This is a genomic window from Leptothoe sp. PORK10 BA2, from assembly GCF_034932105.1.
Taxonomy (GTDB): domain Bacteria; phylum Cyanobacteriota; class Cyanobacteriia; order Phormidesmidales; family Phormidesmidaceae; genus Leptothoe.
The window spans coordinates 37,085-60,006 of record NZ_JAYGIG010000125.1 but is presented as its reverse complement, the minus strand read 5'-3'; the positions used below and the strand labels follow the sequence as shown (position 1 = coordinate 60,006).

Here is a 22,922-nt window from a genome sequence, read left to right as displayed (position 1 = left end):
GCAAGGACACGGATGAGAAAATAGATCCATAACACCACCCAGATTAGATCAGCTTTTGCTGAACCTATTATCGTCTATCGTATATACAACATGCCTTTACGCTGACCCACCTGGCGGAACCAGTGCCTTAAAAGAGACTCATTTTACTGAGAACAGTGAACCAAGTTCGAATAGTTTCAGACGTTGTTTTTGAGGTCAAGGCAATTAATAGAGGTGCCCTTAATAATATCTATTCAAGAAAGCTTTAAGACTGTTACTTCCTATGAGAGTTTTTCTCAGTAGCGGGAACTATCACACTCATCACCATCAGCCTGAACAATGCCGCCAAGTATAGTCGCTACAATGATGCATTTTGGTGTCTGGCTGAGTTCAGATGCAACAGATACAATATAGGGAAAGTCAGCTGGATTAGCAGGCGTAGCTTCCCCTTTGTAATTAAAAATAAACTCTTGGGCATTAGCCGTTAACGTGATACTGCCATTTTGCTCTCCACCAACAGAACGTTCTAAGCCAGTTGTTACACCAGTCGTAGAATTCACTTGTAATATTGGATCAGCTGATACACCAGCAGCCCCAGAGAACCTAATAACTCTAGTTACATTTTTTTGTTGAGCGTCAGATTGAGCAGTTTGAATGATTTGCGCCAAATCACTACGGGCACGGTTAACACGTTGACGATTCATGTAACCAAGCCACCCAGGAGCAGCCATGGCACCCAAAATGCCCACCATAATAATAACAACTAACATCTCAAGCAAGGAGAAACCAGCCGTTGAGGAAACAGACTCTTGTAATTTAAATCGCTTCATCAATAGCGTCCCTTTTTATTAAACCTTATTCATATCCAGAACTAGACTTTTTCTGTAGAAGAACCTACAGGTTTGAACTTGAACATGGTTTACTCACCGTCTCGATCAATGACACCACCCAATTTGACCTGAGTTTGCAGCACAGGCAAACGACTCGCTGCGCTGGCTGGCTGTAAAAAACGGTTAGCCGAACTAGCATTTCCTTTCAAGAAAAGATAAACATCTTGGTTGGTCCTAAAAGTTCCGTCCATTTCAGGATTCCTAACACAGGCAAAAAAGCCAGTTGTGCTAGTAGTATTTTGAGGAGAGAGAACATAATCGTACTGCTCGTCAGCACTATTGGTTTCACCAGTTAAACCTTGATTAAGATTGAAAATTAGGTTACGACAATCAACTGCATCAGCAGAGGTTGCAGCTAAGTCAATTGCATCTACATAGTCCACCAGTACTTTCTTATCAGTGTCATTAGTTGGACTTGTTGTTGGAGTCCAAGTTTCAAAATTGGAGCCCGTATTAGTAACTGGATCTGCATATCCCGTATTAAGAGTATACTTGGCTGCACCTGCCGCACTCAGATTGGAATACTGGGACAATTCATAACGTCTCAGCGTTGTTTCTCCCTCCCAAACAGACGTTGTATCCTTTGGCTGTTGATAGTAAACAACCAGAGAATAGGTAGCCCCACGGGTCTTAATTAAGTTGCAAAGCTGCTCATTAGTGCCTTCGCCAGAACAGTCTGCAGGAAGAGAAGCATCTAAAGGATCAGGCCGCCAAAAGGCTAATACCGGCTCAGCATCCGCTGCTATTTCTGAATCCAGAGCGCCGATCTGGTCTGTAATATCTGTAGGACTACTATATACATACACGGCTTCTTTCAGATCATCTGCAACATAATCAATAGCCCGCTGCATATCTCGCTGAACCTGCTCTAAGACAATCTCTCGACGGTCTACCCTGAGTAGTTCAACCATTAAGAATAGAAGCCCTGAAATCACAATGCCAGCCATCACCATTGAAATTAATATTTCAATCAGAGTGAAGCCATAGTTTCGACTATTCTGAGGCTGATGCATCTGCAAGAACCATCGATATAGCCAAGTTTGAGAACGATAATTAGCCATGAACTTTTCAAAAGGTGATGCCGTTGACACTCAGAGGGAGTAGAAGGTGATGCCGCTAACACTCAGAAGGAGTAGAAACAGTTGTTCCATTGACGCTGTTGAGAAAGCCGTAGTAATCACAAAGTGAACGATCCGTATCACTTTTGATGATGCTGGTGTAAATGGTCGCTAATGGTCGAGTTGCAGACTGCCCCTCACCACTTGTCAGACCAAGATAAGCTTGCTCCACACTAAGACTATTGGCTGGATTGACAACATCAGCTCTATAAACCCTTATACCAAGGTCAAAAGCTACCGGCTTACCCGTGGAAGTCGTACTACCCGCTGTCTTAAATACTTGAACTGCATAATCATTGTTCCCATCGTTATCAACATCAATTCCTTTAGCTGAGTCAGATGTTGCTGAATAATTAGCCGCTATATTTTTAGGAGCCGGAACTGGTCCCTTTGGAGCAGTATTAAAATCAGCTGTACTTAGAACAGTATTAGGAGTCGATGCAATATTCAACGTATAATCACCACCCCTTTCAACAATGAGCTTAATCCGATCTACCTCTGCCTGGGCTATTTGAAAAGCCTGCTCTGCTTGCTGGCTCTGAACTCTGGTCGCTACAGACAGTATCACCATTGGCGACATAACAGCTACTGAGATGCCAATAACAACAATGGCAACTAAACTTTCAAGCAAGGTGAGACCATCGTTCTTCGACCGGAAAGATAGATATTGAAATCGCCGTAAGCTCATGGGCCTTATTCTTGAAAATATCATATGCATTTACCCTATTGGCATACAGAATTACCAGCTGAATCAATTAATGCCAGATTATCTCCTGCATCTTCGGCCTTACAAAGATTTTTGATATAAGGATCATCTAGCGGTAACTCTCTATAAAACTCACTTCTCGGTCTGCCAGACGTTACAAAACGGCGAGCAATCGGAGCAACGCTCGTATATTGAAAACCGACATCGTATCCCCAAATACGGCGGGCTGCACCATAGAACGCATTGTTCTCCTTCGTGCTACTAGGTGACGCACCAGGCTCCCACGCATCCTGGTCAAAGGGGGCAGTCGCATGGGTACTAAAGTTAAGCTGAAAAAATCCCCCTGAAATAATCAAAGATTTATTAGGCCAATACTCTAGGAGACGGGGGAAATTGTGTAATCCTCCATAATTTTGCCCAGAACGCAACGGCACAATACCTGCAATTAGCAGAGCATTAACCCGTGTAGGGGTGGCTGCCGCAATCTGATCTTTCTGACGATCATTAAAATAATCAGCATCACTAAAAACAATATGTCTGCCAGAGAAGCTGTCTGGAAATAGCGCAAACGTGCTATCTATACTCGATTCAGATGTAGCTTTGGAAGGCTTCCCGTTGCGGTCAAACCGAATTGGCAAATTCACATTGGATAACGTTGATGTCTTTGCAAGGTCTTCCCGTTGCCAATCATCCGGAAACTTTGAGGTGCTTATCTTAGGGCGATTTGAATTTAAGTATGAAGATTCAACGTCTTTAGCATCGCCCAACGTCGTGACAGTTTTATAGAGATAGGCATCTTCCACCACACCATCCCGAAAGTTATTCGACAGAATAGTGACGGCATCAGCAAAGATCTCAGCAGGTCGCCAAAGATCCTGACCTCCTCGAGAAAATTTTGTGTCGAGGTTGGCTCGGACTCTGCCATAAAACTGATTAAAGGCTGTAGTCTCATTAGCTTCTGTAGCAAAGGTTTCACCCAAAAAATTAGGAGCCTTAAATTCTTCTAAGATATTGCCACTGCTATCTTGATGCAGATTGAAGTTGCCATAAATATAAGCAGGGTTATCAGTGACAAAGGTTAGTCCTGCCGCCGTATCAGCCACTGAACGGTTCAGTTTAGCTCCATTAATCAAACGGAAGCCATAGGGACGCCGATCTGGATCGGCATACATATCCACAGGTTTTGGACTAATCAGGTTATCGGCTAATGGTGGATCGTAAGTATCTCTCTGATTTGCATTAGTCGTATCCACCTTCATGGGACATTTTTGACCATTATTTACCAATTTAGTGAAGTCTTTACAGGTCGCCCAGGTGGCCTGACTAGGACGAACAATCATGTCTTCTCTAACCGCATCTTCTCGCGCTGCATAGAAAATACCGTCCAACTCAGGAATCCAGGCAATTTTATCAGAACCGACCGTAAAGAATGTCTTACTATCACCACTGGTGATTTTTGTGAGCTTATTAATATCTAAATCGAGCACACGAACACTTAACAACTCACGACCATCCATCATGGCCTTATCCAGAAAAGTAAGTTCAGTAATGGTACCGTTGGCATTAATGATATTTTTCTGGAGATCATTGCGAGATGTGAGTGTACCACCTGAAACAGTAGCTGTTGGTTGGTTAAAGGTACTAGCCGCAGTTTTCGGTGTTAGGGCAACCGTGGCAGGATCAACAGCTGAATAGGTATAGCCATCATTGGCTTTGGTGGTAGTAGTGGTCACATCGGCAATGTAGATATCACCTCCACCTTCATTGATATATTCTTCAGTAGTAGGCTGAGTATGATCTATCTCAATACCTGTAGTAAGAGAATCATCTGCACCTAAATGGCCATGGTCAAACGCCGGAAATAAGTAGTATAGGGAAGGGTATTTGGGGCTATTACCAGGGGAACACATGACAACTGCAAGACCTAATTGCGCCCGTTTTGAACCCGCACTGGCCGTGCCAGCATTGAAAATATCAGGATCGCAACCCAGTTGTAACGTGTCTCCAGCTCCTAATTCACCAGCACTAACCCCATTACTGCCGGTTGGATTAGTCCAAATGCTCGTAGCAACATCGTAATTGCCATTTGGCGCGACATCCCCCTGAAAGGCGGATGTGGTATTAAACCCAAGCACCCTATCCCTCAAGATCTGTGAATAACTAACCAACAGATTAATCGCCCTTGCTTCGGTTGTAGATAAGCTACCAGTACTCACTAACGCTGCGATCCACTCATCAGTAGAGAATCTACTGAAATAGTTTTGCGGATGTTCAGGATCAGAAATGTTTGTAACACTATTTGGATTCTTTGAAGGACAGCCAGTCCAGGCTGGATCAGAGTAGTTCGGTGCGCTAGCCTGAGTACCTTTACATAAGCCTTCAGCTTTGTAATTAGAATTACCAACAACAGGACGCCCAATAATCGGTGAGCCATTACTGATGTTGTTCATATCAAACAACTGAGTGAGCTTTACCCCTAAATTCGACCAGTTAATACTCGTATCATTCAAGACAGCATTGTATACATCCTGTTCAGATTTGAGATTATAGGCCAACATCCCAAGAGTGCAGGCAGCACTGTGCAATGTTGATTGATCAGCAGGGCTCAAGCTGTCATATGCTGCACCAGCATCAAGATACTCATCAAAAATGCGTCGCAGAACCGAAAAGTCTCCCCACATTGACAAGTATGGATAGGGATGAACAAAATCATCATCATCTGCCAACGCTACCCCCATAGCATTGCCTTTAATCCCTTGCTTAGGGGAAAAAGATGGAGCTCCCCCCCTAGGATCGCCAGCAAAATGTGCCAGATTCCGCAGGGCCTTGCCCATAGGGGTTGTAGAAACAAATTCATCGGTGATGTCGCCATCACTATCACTATCAAAGCTACTAAAGTCAAATTCCCAACCGTTTGTTCCCTTCCCTGTCAAAAAGTTAATTTCCATGGGACTTGGTGTAGTCCCATCAGGAAGAGTTGTGCCACCATCAGGCATCTGATAACGGTTAAAGGTACGGCTATTAATTAAGGTCTGTACCGTGCCAGGATGTACGGTAGATGCCGCACAAATATATGGAACCTTACCATTATCATGTGTGTAATGGTAAACAACCATTCCCTGCACAGCAGATAAATTGTCACGCAATGATCGTTGTTGTTTGGCCTCAGCTGGTCCCTTTTGTGTGCCTGTAGTACTTGCCAGATTCGCAACTTTGTTAGGAGGATAAAGTGGATCGTCTGCTGACCAGCCAAACTGATTGCCTAGTTCTAATCTCTGGCCAACGATAGTGCGCAAACCTTGGGCAATAGAACGCCTTTCCCAGTAACCATCCAAGCCATATTCCTGGGTAGCGGGATCATCAGACGCCAACGTGTTATTGTCATCAATAGCATCACCGATTTGATGCGCTGGTGAAATATTGGCTCCGTCTTCTTTTTTCTGGTTAACTCTATCTAAACTGTTGAGAGCATCGTAAACCGGCTTTGGCCCATAACGGTTATCGGCACGATAGCCATCATCCAAAAACGGACGCGCTGCATCAGATACATTTTCTACCCGATTTAAGTACTCGGTACCACTAGAACCATTGACAGGTTCCCAAGAGCTACCTCCAGGAGCCTTTAAGTTAACAGAACTGTCCTCAGTAAAAATGGCAACAGGGTCAACCGATATATCTGTTAACTTGGCTGAATTTTGTTTCACAGAGTCTATACTGGCTGTGAAGTTAGCTCCTTGCTGAGCTGCTGTGCCATTAAAAAGGTGAAAGTTTACCTGAGAGGCACCAAAAGAGTCATTCTTCGAAGCACCAGCAATCAGGTGTCCCTTAAAACCATCAGGGTTTCCATCTAAATTGTTATCGGCACTTTCCGTGATAGTAATGGCTGAATCATCGGCGCTAAAAACACATGAATTTACTGAGCTTACAAGATAGGCTCTCAAATTATCACTGGCAATAAAGTTAGATTCGGAGTGCATGGCACCGTTCCAGCGAAATGCACTACCCGGAAATACTTCTAAGTCATAGCGGAACCAGGCTCCATACTTATTGCCTTTAGGAGCGCTCCGAACCTGCTGATACTCGGCTGAACTGACAGTTCGATTAAGTCCATCAGGATTTGAAATTGATAAAATATTGACCTGAAAATTCTTCTGCAGATTACTGCCAGCATCCTGCCAACCATCGCCGGCCAGAGCACTAATTGGACATCCAGCAATAGCCTCCTGGGTATTAATAGGACCGTTGCGAGTAATGAGCTTATTAGCTTTATCCGCAGCTATATTTGAAGCGAGGGTTAGATCTTGAGCTGGTGTATCACTATCTTTCAATAGCACACCAGAAGAATCTCTGGCCTCATGGGCAGTTAAGAGAGAATAAATAACAATATTGCCATCTGACTCAAAGCTCCATGCTGGATCAGGCTGATTATCACCATTTATATCGAGCTGGGTTTCATCTGGCAAAGTATAAGGATCTTTATCTGCATGATCAGCATCACCCCAAGTGGCAGACTTAGCCAGCAAAGCATTGACCAAATCACTACTTGACGGCGGTCTTTTGTCTATGATTTCTGGATCTCGGGTAAATAAATACTCAATTTTAGATTTGGCCCGGTCAATGGCGGGAGCAGCAAAATTATCAACCTGTTGTTGCTCGCGATATGCAATTGTCTGAGCAGCTCTGTTAAACGAACGGAAACTTAGTCCCCCAACCGTCAGGGTCAGGACCAAAATCAGCATTACCGTTGTCGGCAATACAAAGCCAGCCTGGCGAGTGCGACTGAAGCGAGCACTCGTAAAAGCTAGCTTTAGTACCCAAGCCATAGACCGCTTAGGTAACCGACCAATATGGTTTAATAAATTTTGATTAGGAACCCGAGGGCGTTTCATATGCATCCTTTATGAAGCAGGATGCTTTAGACTAACGAGCTTGAGCTCAAAGATGGTTCCCAGAATCCACTGATTTGTTAAAATAAATACAAAGTTTCTATGGCTGATGCCCCAGAAAATACTTAGGTTTTCAGACAGCTAGAGTGTTTGCATAGCTGACTGGGTATATTATAAATTGAACGGATCAGCGTTCTTTGAGTTAGGTTGTTGGCATAGCTTCCACAAAAGAAGCGTAGGTGAAGGATAAAGCTGTTGTATCTATAGAGCTTTAAACGCACTGTTGTTTAACTTTTCTCAGTCCACCAATAAGGGTGGCAAAGTCTATAGCACTCAAGGTTGGATCATCATCACCATTATCAGGGCCATCTACTTCACTGGCAAAATAAAGAGTGCCTACCTCAGCAACATTACCTTTGAAGTCAAACTCAATAGTATCGGTGCCACCAGGGGCTATTGGGTTTAGTGCTCCCGTACATTGAGTGTCAATTTCAACGTTGCCAGAATCCGCTGTTTCCCAGACAGAGGGCGTTGTGCCTTTCTGATGTGTTGCCCACTGCAAAACTCCATCAGGTGTCTCTTGAAATGAAACCTGGTAGGTAGTACTGCGCTGTTGTGCTTTAGTTTGAGCTTGAAGCATAGCTTGATAAACATCATCACGGGTGGTTGTAACCCGTCTTTTGTTTATGTAGCCAAGCCAACCAGGGCCTGCAATAGCCGCTAAAATCCCAACCATGATTACAATTACTAAAAGCTCTAGGAGAGTAAAACCACCCTCAGTATCATGGGAACGACGAGATATCAACTTAAGCCAACTGTGGTGAGTCAAAGCGCGTTTCATAGTATTCCTTAAGGTAAATCCTTATTAACCACACCGCGAGTCAAAACTCGCGTTTGCAAGGTTGGTAACTCGCTATTGCCGCTAACCCCACCTAACACCAGTGAAGAATCTTTTGGATCAGCATCGCCCCGTAGATAAATACTGACATCCTGATTTAACAGATTATTAGCTTCATCACTTGGACGAATACAAGCATAAAAACTATTGCTAGCCGTTGCGCCTGTTGTTGTTGTTGGAATCTGCGTATAACCTACTTCACAAGCCGGAGGAGCGGGCGTTGCAGCTAAGTCAGCTACAAAATCTACAAGCACATCACCGCGCAATGTACCTGCACCGCTCTCGTTAGGCACCCAACTAGGACTAGGAGTCCCACCCTGTGGAGGTGTCTTAGACGAATCCTCTACAAAGATAGAACTAACTAAGAGTGTCGCAGAATTACCATCAGTTAGAGCAGCGGTTGAGTATTCCGGTACGCTGTAACGATATACACGTGCCTTCCCTTCCCAGTCTGGATCATTCAGGTCAGTACTGTAGTAAATCACTAGCTCATAATAACCATGGCGAATCAACAAAGCTCGACAATTAGCCAATGGTGTGGCTGCTAAACCATTGCATGCAGCGGTACCTGGAGTGCTTAACTTGGAATAATCATCGGCATTAGCATCCAACGGTTTAACTTTCCAAAAAGCCATAACAGGCCTTGCATCAGTTGGTAAGCTAGAGGCTGTAATTTTTAGAGCTGCAACCAATGACGTAGGATCGTCATATACATAGATAGCCTCTCGCACATCGTCAGCAATGTAGTCCAAGGCCCGTTTCATATCCTGTTGGGTTCGCTCTAGGGTCAACTCTCGCTGGTCAGTACGCAGTAGATCAACCACCAAAAACATTAGGCCAGAAATAATAATCCCAGCCATCACCATGGATATCAATATTTCGATTAATGTGAACCCCTGATTAGTCGGGTATTTCACAACATGCTTTTTAAAGACTCGCTTAAGCATTATAAAAGTCACCTAAGCCCCTTTCAAATGAGCTAAAAACATTCAACTGACTACATCCCAAAAACGCTAAATCAAACTACGAGTAATCAAACTACGAGCAATCAAGCGTAGAAGATGTACTTCCTTGATACTCAAAGTAGTCACACAAAGATTGACGCTCATCGCTTTTTACAATCTCTGTGTATAAAACTGCTAAAGGTTTTTCATCCCGTTCTCCTAAGCCTGCTGCCGTGCCTAAACGGGCAGGAGTTGTAGCTAAGGTGCCACCACCATTAACTGCGTCATGCTCATAGACACGCACACCCATTGGAAAGGCAACAGGCCGAGTACCATCGCTAAATTCAGCATCACCTAAACGGTAAGCTTGGACTGCAAAATCAAATGTACCGTCACCATCAATATCTATCTGACGTGCCACTTGGTAGTCAGTGGGATTAAATGCAGCAGCAGGAGGGCCCGTAGGAGCTGCTGCATCTACTGATTTAGTAATACCAGTGGGTGTAGAGGCAATACTTAAATCAGCCGCAGTATATTCGCGAGAACCTCCAGCATCAGCGACAAACCCTTGTTCAACGATCTGTCGAACTCGATCGACTTCCCCCTGGGCAATTTGTAAAGCCTGCTCTGCCCGCTGGCTTTGAATACGTGTCGCTGTTGAGACTAGGATAACTGGCCCAACGCTAGCGGCAGTAATGCCAATAACAGCAACGGCAACTAGGGACTCAATCAACGTTAAGCCAGCGTTAGAAGATTTCCCCCTAAGTCTTCGTTTTTTCCCAAACGGATAATTCCAAGTCATGATTCTTTCTCTGTGTTGTGGGTATCGACCTATGGACAAGTCACCGTCGGATTCGCGATAACAGCTGTGCCATCGGCATTTTGGGCACATTGTAAGTTCTGCACGTAGGGATCATCAGCGGGGAGATCTTTGTAATATTCACTCCGCACACTTTCGTTACCTGTAAATCGCTGAGATACGGGACCTGGACTGTTGTACTGGAAGGCCACGTCATAACCCCATTGACGACCGGGTGCACCGTAGAAGTACTGAGTACCACCAGTGGCAAGAGCAATTGGCTCAACTCCCGGCTCCCAAGCCCCACGGGCTGTACCTGTACGATTAATATCTTGCTCAAACAGCCCCGTGGAGGCCGTACTAAAATTCAGCTGATAGAAAGCTCCAGCAATGTTTAAGGTGTGACCTGGCCAATGCTCATTTAATCGGGGGAAATTATGCAAACCGCCGTAACTGAGGTTTAGTCTCGATGGAATAATGCCACCAATCAACAGTGCATTTACCGTCGTTTCTTTGGCTGCAATCAGATCCTTTGGCCGATCGTTGCCTATGTCACTAGAGTCAGGAATGAAGATGGCTGTGTTCAATCCTCCATCAACCGTACCGTTACGACGAATCCAGAAAGGCCATAGGGGATCTGGGTCGGCCACAGCATCTGTAGTCGTCGCCGCATATTTCGACTGGAAGATCTTATCAATATTCGAACCGGGATACCTAAATCTATTTCCACCATCAAGCAAATTAAATACGCCTGGCAGTCTGACACGAAATACATTTTGGTATGAAGAGCTGGCTAAACCGGCGGTAGCACCTCTTGGCTGCAAGAAATAATCCCTAATAACCCCATCTTTGAAGTTTTCAGAGAGAATATTAGTCGCATCAGCAACTAACTCAACGACACGCCAATCATCACCATCATCTGGTTTGGCAAATAGCTCTGTGTCAATATCAGTTGCTGGATCGCCTCGATCCCCATAAAACTCATCTTTTGCAATCTCGCCATCACCATTGCCATCAACAGAGGTGTAAAACTCCTCTAACGGATCACCGACAGCTTTAGGACCAGCGGCTCTACGAGCTGTGTGTAAGTTAAAGTCACCTTGGACATAGAGTGCATTATCCGTGACGAACGTCAATCCTGTGGGGACATCATCAGCCCGGTTTAGGGTTTTGCCATTAGACAGTCTGAAACCATAGGGGCGACGTTCAGGGTCAGGGTAGAAGTCAACGGGTTTAGTACTGATGAAGTTATCGCCAGAGGCATCTGTTAAACGTCGAATGGGTGGATCTTGCTCAGCACCCACATCAAAATTCATCCGGCAAGCGGCTGTCAGAATCTCTGCTGTTGAATCACAGTTGCCCCACTCTGCTAGGGGATCAGTACTGGCAATCGGCCTAAACAGCTCATCTTCTCGCCGTGCATCTTCCCTAAATGCATAGAATATACCGCCTTGCACAGCTCCAGATGCACTCGTTGCAGGTTCGCCTTCGGTAAACCAGGACTGGCCGCCAACCTGGGTATTGACAACCTGGAGATTGTCAGCATCGGTGGCCATGGCCACATCTACCTCGACCGTACGAACGTTAAGCATCTCGCGACCATCCATAAAGGATTTGTCTTGAAACAAGGTTGCAACATTATCTATAACGCCATCTGCGTCAGCGTCATAGCTAATCTGATTGGGTCTCCCAGCAGCAGCAGCTATTGTGTAGGGAAGTTTCCAAGATGTGGTTAGGCCTGTGGTTAGGACACGGGGCTCAGCTCGAATAGCATCTAAATCAGCAGACACTAATGGCTCATATGTGTACAAAGTAGTCCCGGCAGGAACCGTTTTGTTACTAGTCGCGGTATAGCCATTATTGGTCGCGGGATTACCATCTAAATCTGGATCAATGTAAGGCTCAATAGTTGGTTGAACAACGCTGAGAGTAGAATCGGTTGGGTGATTCCCCAGATAATCATGCTGGGCTACGGGAAACAGATAATAGAGTGAAGGAAACTTAGGGAGTCCTACTTGGACGCCGTTGACGCCAAGACCGCCCGCTACTGCAGCAAGTCGAAGAAAGCGAAGTTCAGTTGCTGGCGTAGGTAGACCGAAGCCAAAAAAGTTGTTACCCGTTGTTTCTGTTGGGTCAAAACTCAGCTGGACAAGCGTACCTGCTGTCAGTGACTGGCCAGGAGCAATTGTTTGGGGCGCAGTCAGCGTGTAGCTAAATGTGGGAGATGCTGGGGTTTGGAGGAAGCCGTAGGTGCGATCGCGCTTTACCTGCTCCTTAATATGCAACAGACGTGCCAAACCCAACGCTGCATCCTTACCAGAACGTTCGAAAGCAGAAATATAAGCTTCTGGAACATAATCACTGCTAGTTAGTGCGGGTGTTGCAGAAATAGAGCCAATCTCACCAGCTAATGCTATCAATGCAGACTGGATGGAGGTGTCTTCATAATCCAAACTGTCCGCCACTTGGATATTGGTGGCCAACATGCCCAGCGTACAAGCCGCTGTTTGAAGAGTGGTTTTGTCCGCGATACTCAAAGCTGCATAGAGTGGATCATCTAAACCACCATTAGCTGCAGGCTCTAGAATCCGTCGTAACGGTGAGTAGTCTCCCCACATTGATAGATAGGGGTAAGGATGGATAAACGGATCTACTCCCCCTTTTTCGCCTTGAACAGGGGTGAATGAAGGAGACCCACCTTTTGGATCACCAGCAAAGAAAGCCAGGTTTTTCAGAGCTTTTTTCAAAGGATGGGTGGCGTCATTATAGGCTGTGGCAAAGGCTGTCTCTGTCCCTAAGGGCGGCGCATATTCCCAGGCGTTAGTACCATAGCCAAAGAAGAAGTCAGCATCTACTTGAACATCGTTATTGCCGTCACCATTAAAGTCTACATTGACTAAATCTGTACCTCCTGGGGCCAGCGATAGAGCCCCCCCACTCAATTTAGGCAATAAGTTGAATGTGCGAGCATTAGCTTTTGTGGTGTTGGTTCCGGGATGGGAAACCGACGACATACAAGCTAGTGGAAATGTCTTCGAATCAGACTTGTAGTGATACACCGCCATGGACTGGACTGCTGCCAAGTTGTCATTTAATGACCGAGCATGTAGCCTCAGCGACTGATCACTTAAACCATTAATGGTGTTATTGGCAACTGCCCCGCCATCATCGTAAGCAGGATAGAGCGAATCCATATTACGTAGCTTGTAAGCAGGAGCTGTAACACCTATATTTCCATTTGGGTTTTGCTCGCTGGCATAGGCCCCTTTCCAACCAAAGGGGTTACCCAATTGCAAACGCTCACCAACAATGACCTTAGCCCCCTTATCAGTGGCCTGCTTTTCCCAGTAACCGTCTAAGCCCTCAAAGGGCGCGCTTGTAGAATCGATTTCATTTTTTTGAGCTGCAGTGAAACTAGCGTTAAGTGGCTTGCTGGCAATCAGATCACCCAATTTTGCCTGTGCATTACTTAAAGACAGACCTTTGGAAGTGTCGTAAACAGACTTAGGACCAAAACGTCCATCCGCTCGATAGATATCATCTAAAAATGGAGGATCATTTTCCTCTGTGCGAGCTATACGATTTTTTGCGTACGGCTGTTCCCAAAAAGCTGCATCATTTTGCTTAGTCCAAGTTGTCCCTTCAGGCCGTCTGTAATCAAGCTCGTCAGCGGTAAACAGCTTAATTGGATCTAAAGCTATATCATCAATATTCGCAGGCTGTGCGTTGATGGAATCTTGAGCTGTACCAATCGCTTGCGTACCTACAGCAGTAGGGCCGTTGTACCAGTCCAGCTTAGTACTGCTACCACCAAACCCAGGACTGGTTCCAGTAAGGCCACCTGCAATAACTTGACTATTGTAGTTATTGGGGGCACGGTCTTTGACCAACTCAATATCAGAGGCGTTCTCAGAATATAAGCAGGAGTTGTAGCTACTAATCATCCTGAGATTAAAATCACTATTAGTAGGCCTAAGGAAAAGGCTCCCCTCGGTATGCATGGCCCCATTCCAAGTGAAATCTACAGCAGCACCGGGGAAAATCTCTAAGTCATTCTTAAACCAGGCTCCCCACTTACTACCTTTGCGGGATTCGCGTACCTGCTGCACTTCCAGCGCACTGACCGTACGGTTTACATCATTAGAATTGACTACGAAAGCATTAATTTGGAAGTTCTTTTTAATAATTGGATTGCCCACTGAAATTTCTTGCCAGCCTTCTTCATTTGTTCCCAGGCTGACTGGGCAGGCATTACTCGAACTTTCAACATCGATTGGGCCATTACGAGTGACCAATGCGTCAGCTTTGCCTTCACTGACCTTGTCTTCCAACTTGTAGTTAGTAGGAGTACCAGGAGCCTGGCCCTCATGGCCTACCAAGATTGAATAGACAATACGCTCATTAGCTGCGTCTACAGTGCCATCACCATTGACATCAGCAGCAAACCACCAAGCATTGTCCAGAACACCATCACCATTAATATCAATTCGTGTTTCGGGGCCACGTGTTGGATCGGTTGGGTCACCGGGAATTGTAAAGAGGGTATCGTCCTCCAAATAACCTTCAAGATCACTACTCTTAGGAGTGCTATTGGATGGAACCCTTTTATCAAATAAATATTCGAGCTTAGCCTTAGCTCGGTCAATGGCAGGTGTAGCCGCTCCATAAACAACCTTTTGCTCACGTTCTGCAATCACACTGGCAGAACGACTAAACGCTCTAAAACTCAGTGAGCCGGCCGTCAGAGAGACAATCAACAATAGTAAAACCGTTGTTGGCAATACAAAGCCAGCCTGTCTAGTGCGACCGAAGCGAGCACTAATAAAAACAAGCCGTAGCAAGCCAGCCATAAACCGCTTGGGCAGCTGACGAAAATTGCTAACTAAACGACGATTAGGAACCCGAAAGCGTTTTGGAGTAGACATCGATGCCTGCTAACGAAAGAGCGGTATTTTAACTGGCAGAAAACGCCACCATAACCATGAATCTAAGCCTATTGGGACAACCTTGAGTCTCCAGAAAACCAAAGATTTAACTGGCAACTACATTCCCCATAAGTAGATATCCTTAGGCGGACCATTATCTTGATAGTAACCAGGATAATATCTGCATAATTACCATGAAGCTACCCATACTTTGTAACAAACCAATCACGTAGTCTTCAATACTGAACACTGATACTCCCCCTTATTAGCCCATCGGCCCTGAGCCCAAAGGTTTTCGACCTCATGCATATCATTTAAAACAGTAAATCCCCTGACTGAGCAGTCAGGGGATTTGTCCGCAAATACACCAAAAATTTATTTTTTTACAAAGCAGCTTAATAAAGCGGCTTAATAATTATTCAAGTTAATCCCTGCCTCACGGGCCATTGCCTCAAGCCCTTTCTTCTCCAGGGTTTTAATGGCCTTAGCCGATATGCGCAGCTTCACAAAACGCTTACCCGTGGGCCACCATACCCGCTTATCTTGCAAGTTTGCATGCTGCAAACGCTTCGTACGTCGGTGCGAGTGGGAAACAGCAAAGGCATTATTCGCCTTCTTGTCAGTCAGATCACATCTGCGGCTCATGGCATGGTCCTTGGAATACAGTCCTCAATAGTCGCACAAGGGCTACGGCTAGAGCAACCCCTATGCAGCAAAATTAGGGGCTAATGTCCGAACTTAGACACTTAGGGTTTGTTAATTGTTAACTTCATGGATGCTTTGGTATTTCCCCCCTACAAAGGGGGAAATACCAAAGCCATTAGGTAAAGAAGTCCTTACGCCTTAGTCAGACCTGTCAGCAGGCTATTAGAACGCTCCACAAAGGATTTCATCCCATCGGCATCAAATCCCTTTTGAGCCATCAGGGCCAAATCATACACATGCTGACAAATCATATTGGCCATGGCCGCCGATGGCGACTCGCTACCGTCAGCCTGCAAAATGACCCCTTGACTCATATCCAGCAGATTTTGAATCAACGGATGGGCCGTATTCACCAACAGCGTATGCTCCTCTGGGAACTGTGCCGTCTGCTGCTGCATCATGGCCATCATTTCCTGCATCCGCCGCATCTCCTCGGGCAAGAGCACAATCGCTGGGGGAGCAGCCTGGACATCGTCGGACTTGAGGGCATCGGTGCGGATGGTGACCTTGGGCTTGGCCAGGGCCTGTTCAAAGAGTTCCTTAACCCGTTCAGCCTTGGTTTTATTGGTGGTCGGATCCACGATATCGCCACTGGCAGAGTCATCAATCAACGTGGAATCTAAGTCAGAGTCGACTCGAGAAAATTTAACGTCCGAATATTCCCGCTCTAAAAAGGGCACAAAGTGGGTGTCGATAAAGGAATCTAGATACAGGACTTCCAGACCCTGACGTTTGTGCAGATCGATATAGGTGGCTTGGGAAACTTCATCGGTGGCGTAGAAAGCTCGGTTTTCGTGCTTTTCCTGATTGCGCTCCAGATATTCCTTTAGGGTGGTGTAGGAATTTCCTTTGGCATCAACAGCCGCCGCATTTTCGCCATCGGCAGATTGCCACGCGTCATCCTCTCCAGCCTGGACCTCCACCTTTGGTTGGGCGCTGGCCAGTTCTGCTGTAGTGCGGAAAATTAAGAAATCCGCAATCTGCTGCTTGAACTTATCGTTATTGAGGGAACCGAACTTAACGAAGGTGCCTAAGTCTTGCCAGCACTCAATGTATTTAGCCTTATCGGTGCGATATAGCTCTTTTAGACGATCGCCGACCTTTTTAGCAATGTAGTCCGCAATGCGCTTGACGGTGCGATCGTTCTGCAAAAAGCTACGAGATACGTTGAGGGGAATGTCGGTACTGTCTACCACACCCCGCAAAGGCAGCAAAAACTGGGGAATGATTTCTTCGCAATTATCGCTAACGAACACCTGGTTGCAGAATAGTTTGATCTGTCCTTTGCTCACATCCACATCGGGACGGAGCTTCGGGAAGTAGAGGATACCGTTAACGACGAAGGGATAGTCCGTGTTCAGGTGAACCCACAGTAGGGGCTCTTCCTGAAAGGGATAGAGGTAGCGATATAGCTCTAGATAGTCCTCATCGGTCAGGTCGCTGGGGGACTGCTTCCAGGGAGCTTTTTGCTTATTGGCCACTTCCCCAGCCAATTTGATGGGGACGGGCATGAAGTCACAATAGGTTTTGATCAGCTGCTTAATCCGTGGGGACTCCAGATATTCAGCTTCTTCCTCCATCAGATGGAGGGTGATGGTAGTGCCCCGCTCGCTCCGCTCGGACTCACTAATTTCAAAGGTGGTGCTTCCGTCACAGGTCCAATGAACGGGAGTTGCGCCTGCTTGGTAAGACAGGGTGTCGATTTCTACCTGGTCAGACACCATAAATGAGGAATAAAAGCCCAAACCAAAATGACCAATGATATTTTGGTCATTATTGTCCTTATATTTGGTGACGAACTCCTCAGCACTGGAGAAGGCGACCTGGTTGATATATTTTTTCACCTCATCGGCGGTCATACCGATGCCGTTATCGCTGATGCTCAGGGTTTTAGCATCCTGATCGATAGTTATGGAAATTTCAGGTTCGCCTACCTCGCCCGTAAACTCAGAGCTGCGGGATACCATGTTGAGCTTGCTGATGGCATCTACACCGTTGGAGATTAGCTCGCGTAAAAATATCTCATGGTCGGAGTAGAGCCATTTTTTGATAATCGGGAAAATATTTTCAGTATGGATACTGATGTTGCCCTGCTCTAGAACCGTGGCCATAGTGACTTCCTTGTCTTATGTGTGGGTAGAGTTAAAACGTAGCGATTGCTGCTCTATAGGATAAACCAACCAAAATGATCAGCAACGCCCCAAGATCAATCTCTATTTTTTGGACTGGGCGGTAATTTTTCAAGGCCAAAAACCATCCAAGCGGGGTTCGGTTTTCCGACTTCAAAGAAAGGCACGGATGGATCAGGTCACCGGTGCTAATGGGGTTTTAGTTTGCAGGGTGGGTAGTTCGACGGCGTTGACAGCCTGTCGAACGTAGTCCTGTTGCTCTGGGGTAAATACGGTGAGGAATTTCTGGGAGTTGGTATTTTGGATGGCTTGCTGGGTGGATGCTTTCCAGGTTTCGTGCGATCGCACAAGCTGATTAGACATATTTCGGTAGTTTTCGATCATGCGAGCATCGAAAGGAACGCCAATAAAGCTACATAAACGTTGGATTTCATCAGTGGGATTAGCCACCAGATGCTCGTAACGAATCAATGTATGGTTTGGATGACTCAAATACTGATGAGTAATGGCAATGTCATCCGACCAACGTTGAATACAGGTATCCTCATTCTTAAACGTAAGGCCCCAATGATTAGGATGGCGCTGACCTAAGTCATACAGAGAAGCCACCACATCTACACCGCTCCTAACGATGTGAATGATTTTAGCTTCGGGCATATAGCGTTCGACGTACTTTAAACGATGAAGATGCTCAGGGGTTTTTTCTAACCAAATCCGCTTGCCTTGTAGCTGAGTTAGCTCCGCCATGATAGTCCTAAAGCTTCGTAAGTAGAGCTTTACTAACGGTAGTCGAGGCAGCTTTCGTTTAAGTTCTGGGTGCTCAACTTCGTCTAAAAATAACTCTAGGGTGGGGCGCAAATATTTAGAGACCATGCCCAACGCATAGCGACGGGACCGTTCCTCTGGCATCCGAACTAAATCTACAAAAAATTTGGATTCTGGAAATGAAACAATCTCAGGATGACTAGCCAGCAAACTCTGCAGCAGAGTAGTCCCCGAACGGGCACAACCGACAATAAAGACAGGAGCTGTCCCGTGCGATGTTTGCATAACCATACCTAAGAAATATATTTTTCAATCCCTGGCTAAAAGTATGCCCATGGCTGCCATTACGGTTGGCGAATACCGGTTCATTTCAGCAGATTTTGATAAAGCTGACTATACTTCTTCGCCTGAACTTCAAAGGAAAACTGAGTTTTCACTCTGTGTTGAGCGCACTTTGACAATTGCTGCCAGCGATCTTCATCCTCCAGGGTCCATAAAATACCCTTAGCCAAATCCTCAGAACTAAAGCACTCAGCCCGATATCCCGTCTGGAGATGCTCCACAATATCGCGCAAGCCTGTGGAGTCAAAGGACACCACGGGCGTCCCACAGGCCATGGCCTCGATGGCGGTCTTACCAAAGCCTTCTTGGATAGAGGGCACCACCATGACATCAGCCGCTGAGTAGGCCATGGCCAACGTAATGTCATCATTTAATCGGCCCAGGCAGGTATAGGGCAGATCCAAAGACATTGATACCTTGTCAGCCCCAAAAATCACAGCCCGGAGGGGCAAGGGTGTGTTGAGCTGTTTCAGGGCAGCCACCAAATGGCTAAAGCCTTTGCGTTTGTCCGTCGTCGCACTTAGGGCGCCAAACAGAATAATCTTTTCGTCCTGGGGCAGCTGCAAAATTTGGCGAGCAGCGCCCTTATCAATAGGCCGAAAAATATCCGTATCCACAGCATTGGGAATCACCTGCATCGGATAATCTTTCAGCAGTGAACTTTTGCCGGCACAGTCTGCAAGCCATTGGCTAATGGGTGCAAGGGTTAAGTCCAACCCTTGCCAAGCAGCATGTTTGCGCCGCCAAACTTTTCTGGATAAATCATTTTCACGGTTAGAGCCTAACACTGGACAACGGCCACATGCTTGCTGGTAACGGTTACAGCCCTCGGTGTAGCAGCAACCACCGGTAAAACTCCACATGTCTCGCAATGTCCAGACAATGGGCCGTGCAAATGTTTTCAAGTACTCTGGACGGAGCAGGCCAAACCCAACCCAATGGAGGTTAATGATATCTGGATTAATCTCCTGAATGTGCTTGATCACGGGGTTGGGATAAACAGCTGGAGCAAACATGCCGGGACTTTTATGGGGATACCCCTTTAAAGGCCAATATTCAACGGTTTGGCGAATACCGTTCAGAATTTTTTGACCGCCGGTAATCGTTTTGGGGCCAATCACTGTATCGTCGTTGGTATACTTCTCGGCCACGAGCATGTGGGAGTCCAACCCTGCTCGCTTCAGGGCCGTATGCATCCAGTAGGCTCCTCGGGCAGCTCCACCGTCAATATCCGACGTGTTTAGATGGAGTACTTTCATCCGCTCACCGAACCTAAAACAGCTTGCACCACATCAGGGGGCACATTGTGATGCCGGAAATAGTCTTCTATCTTCTGTCGGCGCTTGGCACGGGGAATTAACTCACTACCCATAAGTTTGACCAGCTTTTTGGCATGGAACACCTTGTAGGTCCAGCGAGGTACATGCTTTGCCTGACGATGGATGCTGTTGACCATGTGCTCCACATTATGGGGAGATCTCCGATTGGATAGGTTCTTTAGAACAGCAAGTTTATCCGTCATACTGCGGCTGATATACCACTGAATCCAGAGCGGCATGTACCGGATCACATCGCTAGGCTGCCAATCGGTCGTTGCTTTGAGCAAGCTAGAGAGCTGAACAGTGTAACCAGCTGCTTTGGCACGACAAACATATTCGTAGTCGCCGCCATAGTGGCGAAATCGCTCAGCATTGGGTAAACCGACTTCTTGGGTTAAACGCGCAGGAATCACCACAATGTTGCCGTTTAGGGCATCTACATTGAGTACTGGATCATCGCTAAATTGCTGAAGCGTACTAATAGGACAGCTAGAGATGACTCCACCAAAGACAATCCAATCAGCATGGGTTCGGTCGCAGACAATGCCACCGGTAATTATTTTTTGATTGAGGTTCAGTTGACAGCACTGTACCAAATGAGCAATGAAATTATCTGCTAAGGTAATGTCGTCATTGAGCCAGACTAGGTAGTCTGGGTGGAGATGCTGCTGGGCATAGGTCATGCCTGTGGCAATCGCGCCTGTCCACCAGAGGTTCCCATCGCCGCTCACTAAATGAACCGAAGGAAACGCTTGAGCAATCAACTCAGGGGTACCATCCGTGGACCCATCGTCCACCACCACCACATCAAACTGATGTTCATTGGAATACTGCGAGATTTGATTGCTCAACTGACGCAGGATATCCGACGTGTAAGCCTTACGATTACGGACAGGCAATATAAGTGCAGCCCTAACATGCATCATGTTTGTCTGAATAGAAAGCCTTCGCTTTGGATAAAAGTCTTAAAAATACAGTCTTAGAATACAAGTAACCCTAGATTCTATATTCCCAAAATCATCCAAGTGATTAATGCCTTAAGACTTCTCCTTTTTTAGGCTCCTAATCAAAATTAATCGCCAAATATACAACGGGCTGATTAGGCTACTGAGATATAGCTGCAGCTCACAGGCAGACACGGTGTGGGTTTGCAGCAGAGTCCGATAGGTGAACAGATGATGTAGGGCTTTCCGTAAATCGTTCACAGCGTAAACCCAGAACATGAAGGGCCGCTGCCAGAAGGGCATGTTGAGCATGCGAGTGACATGACGGCTCAGACCAATGCCCCGGAAAAATGCTAGCAGGTAACTCCGCTGTAGACGACGGGCTGGAATGTAATGGGATACTTTCATGGCCGGATTGTGCCAGATTTCCCAGTTGCCTCTGCGAATGTAGGTAATGGCTTCTAAATCTTCACCGGTAAGCATTTGCCCATCGTGGCGACCGGTCAAAATCAGCTGCTTAGGCACGTTGTTGAGCCAAGCTTTGCGACGCACGACCAAACCAGCTGAGGGGGGCAAAACCCGCAGTCGAGGCTGATAGACATGGGCCGTTTCTCCCCGCTGAGTCAGGGCAAAGAATGACTGAATCCGCTCAAAGTCTTCAGGGAGGGTGCCGTCAAATAGACCCTTGATTTGACTGCCGTAGGCTCCAACTTGGGGATGATTTTGACCAAACTTATAGGCGGTGGCCACCCAATCATTAGCAGGCAAATTATCGTCGTCCAAAAAACCTACCAGTTCACTTTTGGCTTTCTCCATGGCCAATTGTCGAGCATAGGAGGCTCCTTGGCGGCCTTCAAAGAGATATCGCAGCGGAATTTCGGATGGCCAGTTTTGCTGATATTGCCGGACAACCGCCGCCGTAGAGTCGCTGCTATTGTTGTCGATGACAAAAACTTCCCACTGTAAGCCCTGGACACCTACTTGTTGCCGCAGCCGATCGAGCACAGCAGGAATACGAAGGGCTCCATCATAGGTACAGATGGCGATCGTAAAATCACATAGCTGCTGCACTGTCTCTGTAGAAGAAGAGGGCAACGCGACTGAATGGCTCATGGAAAATCGGTAGAGTCACAGCATTGATTACAGGGAAGTAGAACTAACTTCGGCAAAGTCCTGGGGGTAATTAACCAATCTTAAGACAGAGAACCAATGCCACGGGCAAAAAGCATGCCATACGATGTACGGGAACGCGAATTGTTTTTTGACCACCATGATCAGAGGCGTGCTTCCACAAAGCTTATCGGTAAATTCTGCAATTGGTGGCGGCTACTTGACCACTTTTTAGATTGAACCTGAATCACAACATTGCCATGAATAGCTGACAATCGGCCTATGGCAAACTTAAGCGTTTAATTCTCGGCTGTGAATGGTTTGGTGGTTATTGATAGATACCCGATGGTGATGGTGTCGGACAACGGTATACCTCCCCTAAATCGGCCCGTGTCGCGGTGGCAGTTGGTTTAGTTAGTTCGATTATTGAAAGTGACTGATTTTTTTAGCAATTAGTTCTCCG

Annotated in this window: 14 protein-coding genes; all 14 read right to left on the bottom strand. The window is 46.3% G+C overall.

Features of this window, described 5'->3' with window-relative positions; all coding sequences use genetic code 11:
* Positions 1-275: 275 nt before the first annotated feature.
* The 14 genes from VB741_RS19965 to hpsE all read right to left on the bottom strand — a co-directional run bounded on the left by VB741_RS19965 (position 276) and on the right by hpsE (position 22,462).
* Positions 276-809, bottom strand: a complete 534-nt coding sequence (locus VB741_RS19965; protein ID WP_323366961.1) for a pilus assembly FimT family protein — start codon at positions 807-809, stop codon at positions 276-278.
* An 89-nt stretch (positions 810-898) separates the two neighbouring features.
* Positions 899-1,930: a PulJ/GspJ family protein gene (locus VB741_RS19960; protein ID WP_323366960.1), complete on the bottom strand. Its 1,032-nt coding sequence runs from the start codon at positions 1,928-1,930 to the stop codon at positions 899-901.
* 55 nt (positions 1,931-1,985) lie between these two features.
* Positions 1,986-2,675 carry a prepilin-type N-terminal cleavage/methylation domain-containing protein gene (locus VB741_RS19955; protein WP_323366959.1) on the bottom strand — a complete coding sequence of 230 codons (690 nt, stop codon included), beginning with the start codon at positions 2,673-2,675 and terminating at the stop codon, positions 1,986-1,988.
* A gap of 35 nt (positions 2,676-2,710) precedes the next feature.
* Positions 2,711-7,582, bottom strand: coding sequence for a hormogonium polysaccharide biosynthesis protein HpsA (gene hpsA, locus VB741_RS19950; RefSeq protein WP_323366958.1), 4,872 nt, complete (start codon positions 7,580-7,582; stop codon positions 2,711-2,713).
* Between the two features lie 268 nt (positions 7,583-7,850).
* Positions 7,851-8,420, bottom strand: coding sequence for a pilus assembly FimT family protein (locus VB741_RS19945; RefSeq protein ID WP_323366957.1), 570 nt, complete (start codon positions 8,418-8,420; stop codon positions 7,851-7,853).
* A gap of 8 nt (positions 8,421-8,428) precedes the next feature.
* Positions 8,429-9,424 carry a prepilin-type N-terminal cleavage/methylation domain-containing protein gene (locus VB741_RS19940; protein WP_323366956.1) on the bottom strand — a complete coding sequence of 332 codons (996 nt, stop codon included), beginning with the start codon at positions 9,422-9,424 and terminating at the stop codon, positions 8,429-8,431.
* Positions 9,425-9,515: 91 nt separating this feature from the next.
* Positions 9,516-10,223, bottom strand: coding sequence for a prepilin-type N-terminal cleavage/methylation domain-containing protein (locus VB741_RS19935; RefSeq protein ID WP_323366955.1), 708 nt, complete (start codon positions 10,221-10,223; stop codon positions 9,516-9,518).
* A gap of 29 nt (positions 10,224-10,252) precedes the next feature.
* A complete protein-coding gene (gene hpsA, locus VB741_RS19930) occupies positions 10,253-15,145 on the bottom strand; it encodes a hormogonium polysaccharide biosynthesis protein HpsA (RefSeq protein ID WP_323366954.1) in 4,893 nt (1,630 codons plus the stop codon).
* Between the two features lie 408 nt (positions 15,146-15,553).
* On the bottom strand, positions 15,554-15,790 hold the full coding sequence (gene rpmB / locus VB741_RS19925; RefSeq protein ID WP_323366953.1) for a 50S ribosomal protein L28: 237 nt from the start codon (positions 15,788-15,790) through the stop codon (positions 15,554-15,556).
* A gap of 191 nt (positions 15,791-15,981) precedes the next feature.
* Positions 15,982-17,961 carry a molecular chaperone HtpG gene (gene htpG / locus VB741_RS19920; protein WP_323366952.1) on the bottom strand — a complete coding sequence of 660 codons (1,980 nt, stop codon included), beginning with the start codon at positions 17,959-17,961 and terminating at the stop codon, positions 15,982-15,984.
* A 192-nt stretch (positions 17,962-18,153) separates the two neighbouring features.
* Positions 18,154-19,029: a sulfotransferase family protein gene (locus VB741_RS19915; RefSeq protein ID WP_323366951.1), complete on the bottom strand. Its 876-nt coding sequence runs from the start codon at positions 19,027-19,029 to the stop codon at positions 18,154-18,156.
* Positions 19,030-19,109: 80 nt separating this feature from the next.
* A complete protein-coding gene (locus VB741_RS19910) occupies positions 19,110-20,345 on the bottom strand; it encodes a glycosyltransferase family 4 protein (RefSeq protein ID WP_323366950.1) in 1,236 nt (411 codons plus the stop codon).
* The gene (locus VB741_RS19905) at positions 20,342-21,304 is read right to left on the bottom strand and encodes a glycosyltransferase family 2 protein (RefSeq protein ID WP_323366949.1); all 963 of its coding nucleotides are present in this window, start codon (positions 21,302-21,304) and stop codon (positions 20,342-20,344) included. The genes VB741_RS19910 and VB741_RS19905 overlap by 4 nt, the downstream gene beginning before the upstream one ends.
* Positions 21,305-21,442: 138 nt before the next feature.
* Positions 21,443-22,462, bottom strand: coding sequence for a hormogonium polysaccharide biosynthesis glycosyltransferase HpsE (gene hpsE / locus VB741_RS19900; RefSeq protein WP_323366948.1), 1,020 nt, complete (start codon positions 22,460-22,462; stop codon positions 21,443-21,445).
* Positions 22,463-22,922: the final 460 nt, after the last annotated feature.

Excerpts from the sequence above, each read along its gene's own strand:
- htpG (WP_323366952.1), bottom strand. The coding sequence starts at position 17,961 with ATGGCCACGGTTCTAGAGCAGGGCAACATCAGTATCCATACTGAAAAT.
- VB741_RS19960 (WP_323366960.1), bottom strand. The coding sequence starts at position 1,930 with ATGGCTAATTATCGTTCTCAAACTTGGCTATATCGATGGTTCTTGCAG.
- rpmB (WP_323366953.1), bottom strand. The coding sequence starts at position 15,790 with ATGAGCCGCAGATGTGATCTGACTGACAAGAAGGCGAATAATGCCTTT.
- hpsA (WP_323366954.1), bottom strand. The coding sequence starts at position 15,145 with ATGTCTACTCCAAAACGCTTTCGGGTTCCTAATCGTCGTTTAGTTAGC.
- VB741_RS19940 (WP_323366956.1), bottom strand. The coding sequence starts at position 9,424 with ATGCTTAAGCGAGTCTTTAAAAAGCATGTTGTGAAATACCCGACTAAT.
- VB741_RS19965 (WP_323366961.1), bottom strand. The coding sequence starts at position 809 with ATGAAGCGATTTAAATTACAAGAGTCTGTTTCCTCAACGGCTGGTTTC.
- VB741_RS19910 (WP_323366950.1), bottom strand. The coding sequence starts at position 20,345 with ATGAAAGTACTCCATCTAAACACGTCGGATATTGACGGTGGAGCTGCC.
- VB741_RS19935 (WP_323366955.1), bottom strand. The coding sequence starts at position 10,223 with ATGACTTGGAATTATCCGTTTGGGAAAAAACGAAGACTTAGGGGGAAA.
- VB741_RS19945 (WP_323366957.1), bottom strand. The coding sequence starts at position 8,420 with ATGAAACGCGCTTTGACTCACCACAGTTGGCTTAAGTTGATATCTCGT.
- hpsA (WP_323366958.1), bottom strand. The coding sequence starts at position 7,582 with ATGAAACGCCCTCGGGTTCCTAATCAAAATTTATTAAACCATATTGGT.
- VB741_RS19955 (WP_323366959.1), bottom strand. The coding sequence starts at position 2,675 with ATGAGCTTACGGCGATTTCAATATCTATCTTTCCGGTCGAAGAACGAT.
- hpsE (WP_323366948.1), bottom strand. The coding sequence starts at position 22,462 with ATGAGCCATTCAGTCGCGTTGCCCTCTTCTTCTACAGAGACAGTGCAG.
- VB741_RS19915 (WP_323366951.1), bottom strand. The coding sequence starts at position 19,029 with ATGCAAACATCGCACGGGACAGCTCCTGTCTTTATTGTCGGTTGTGCC.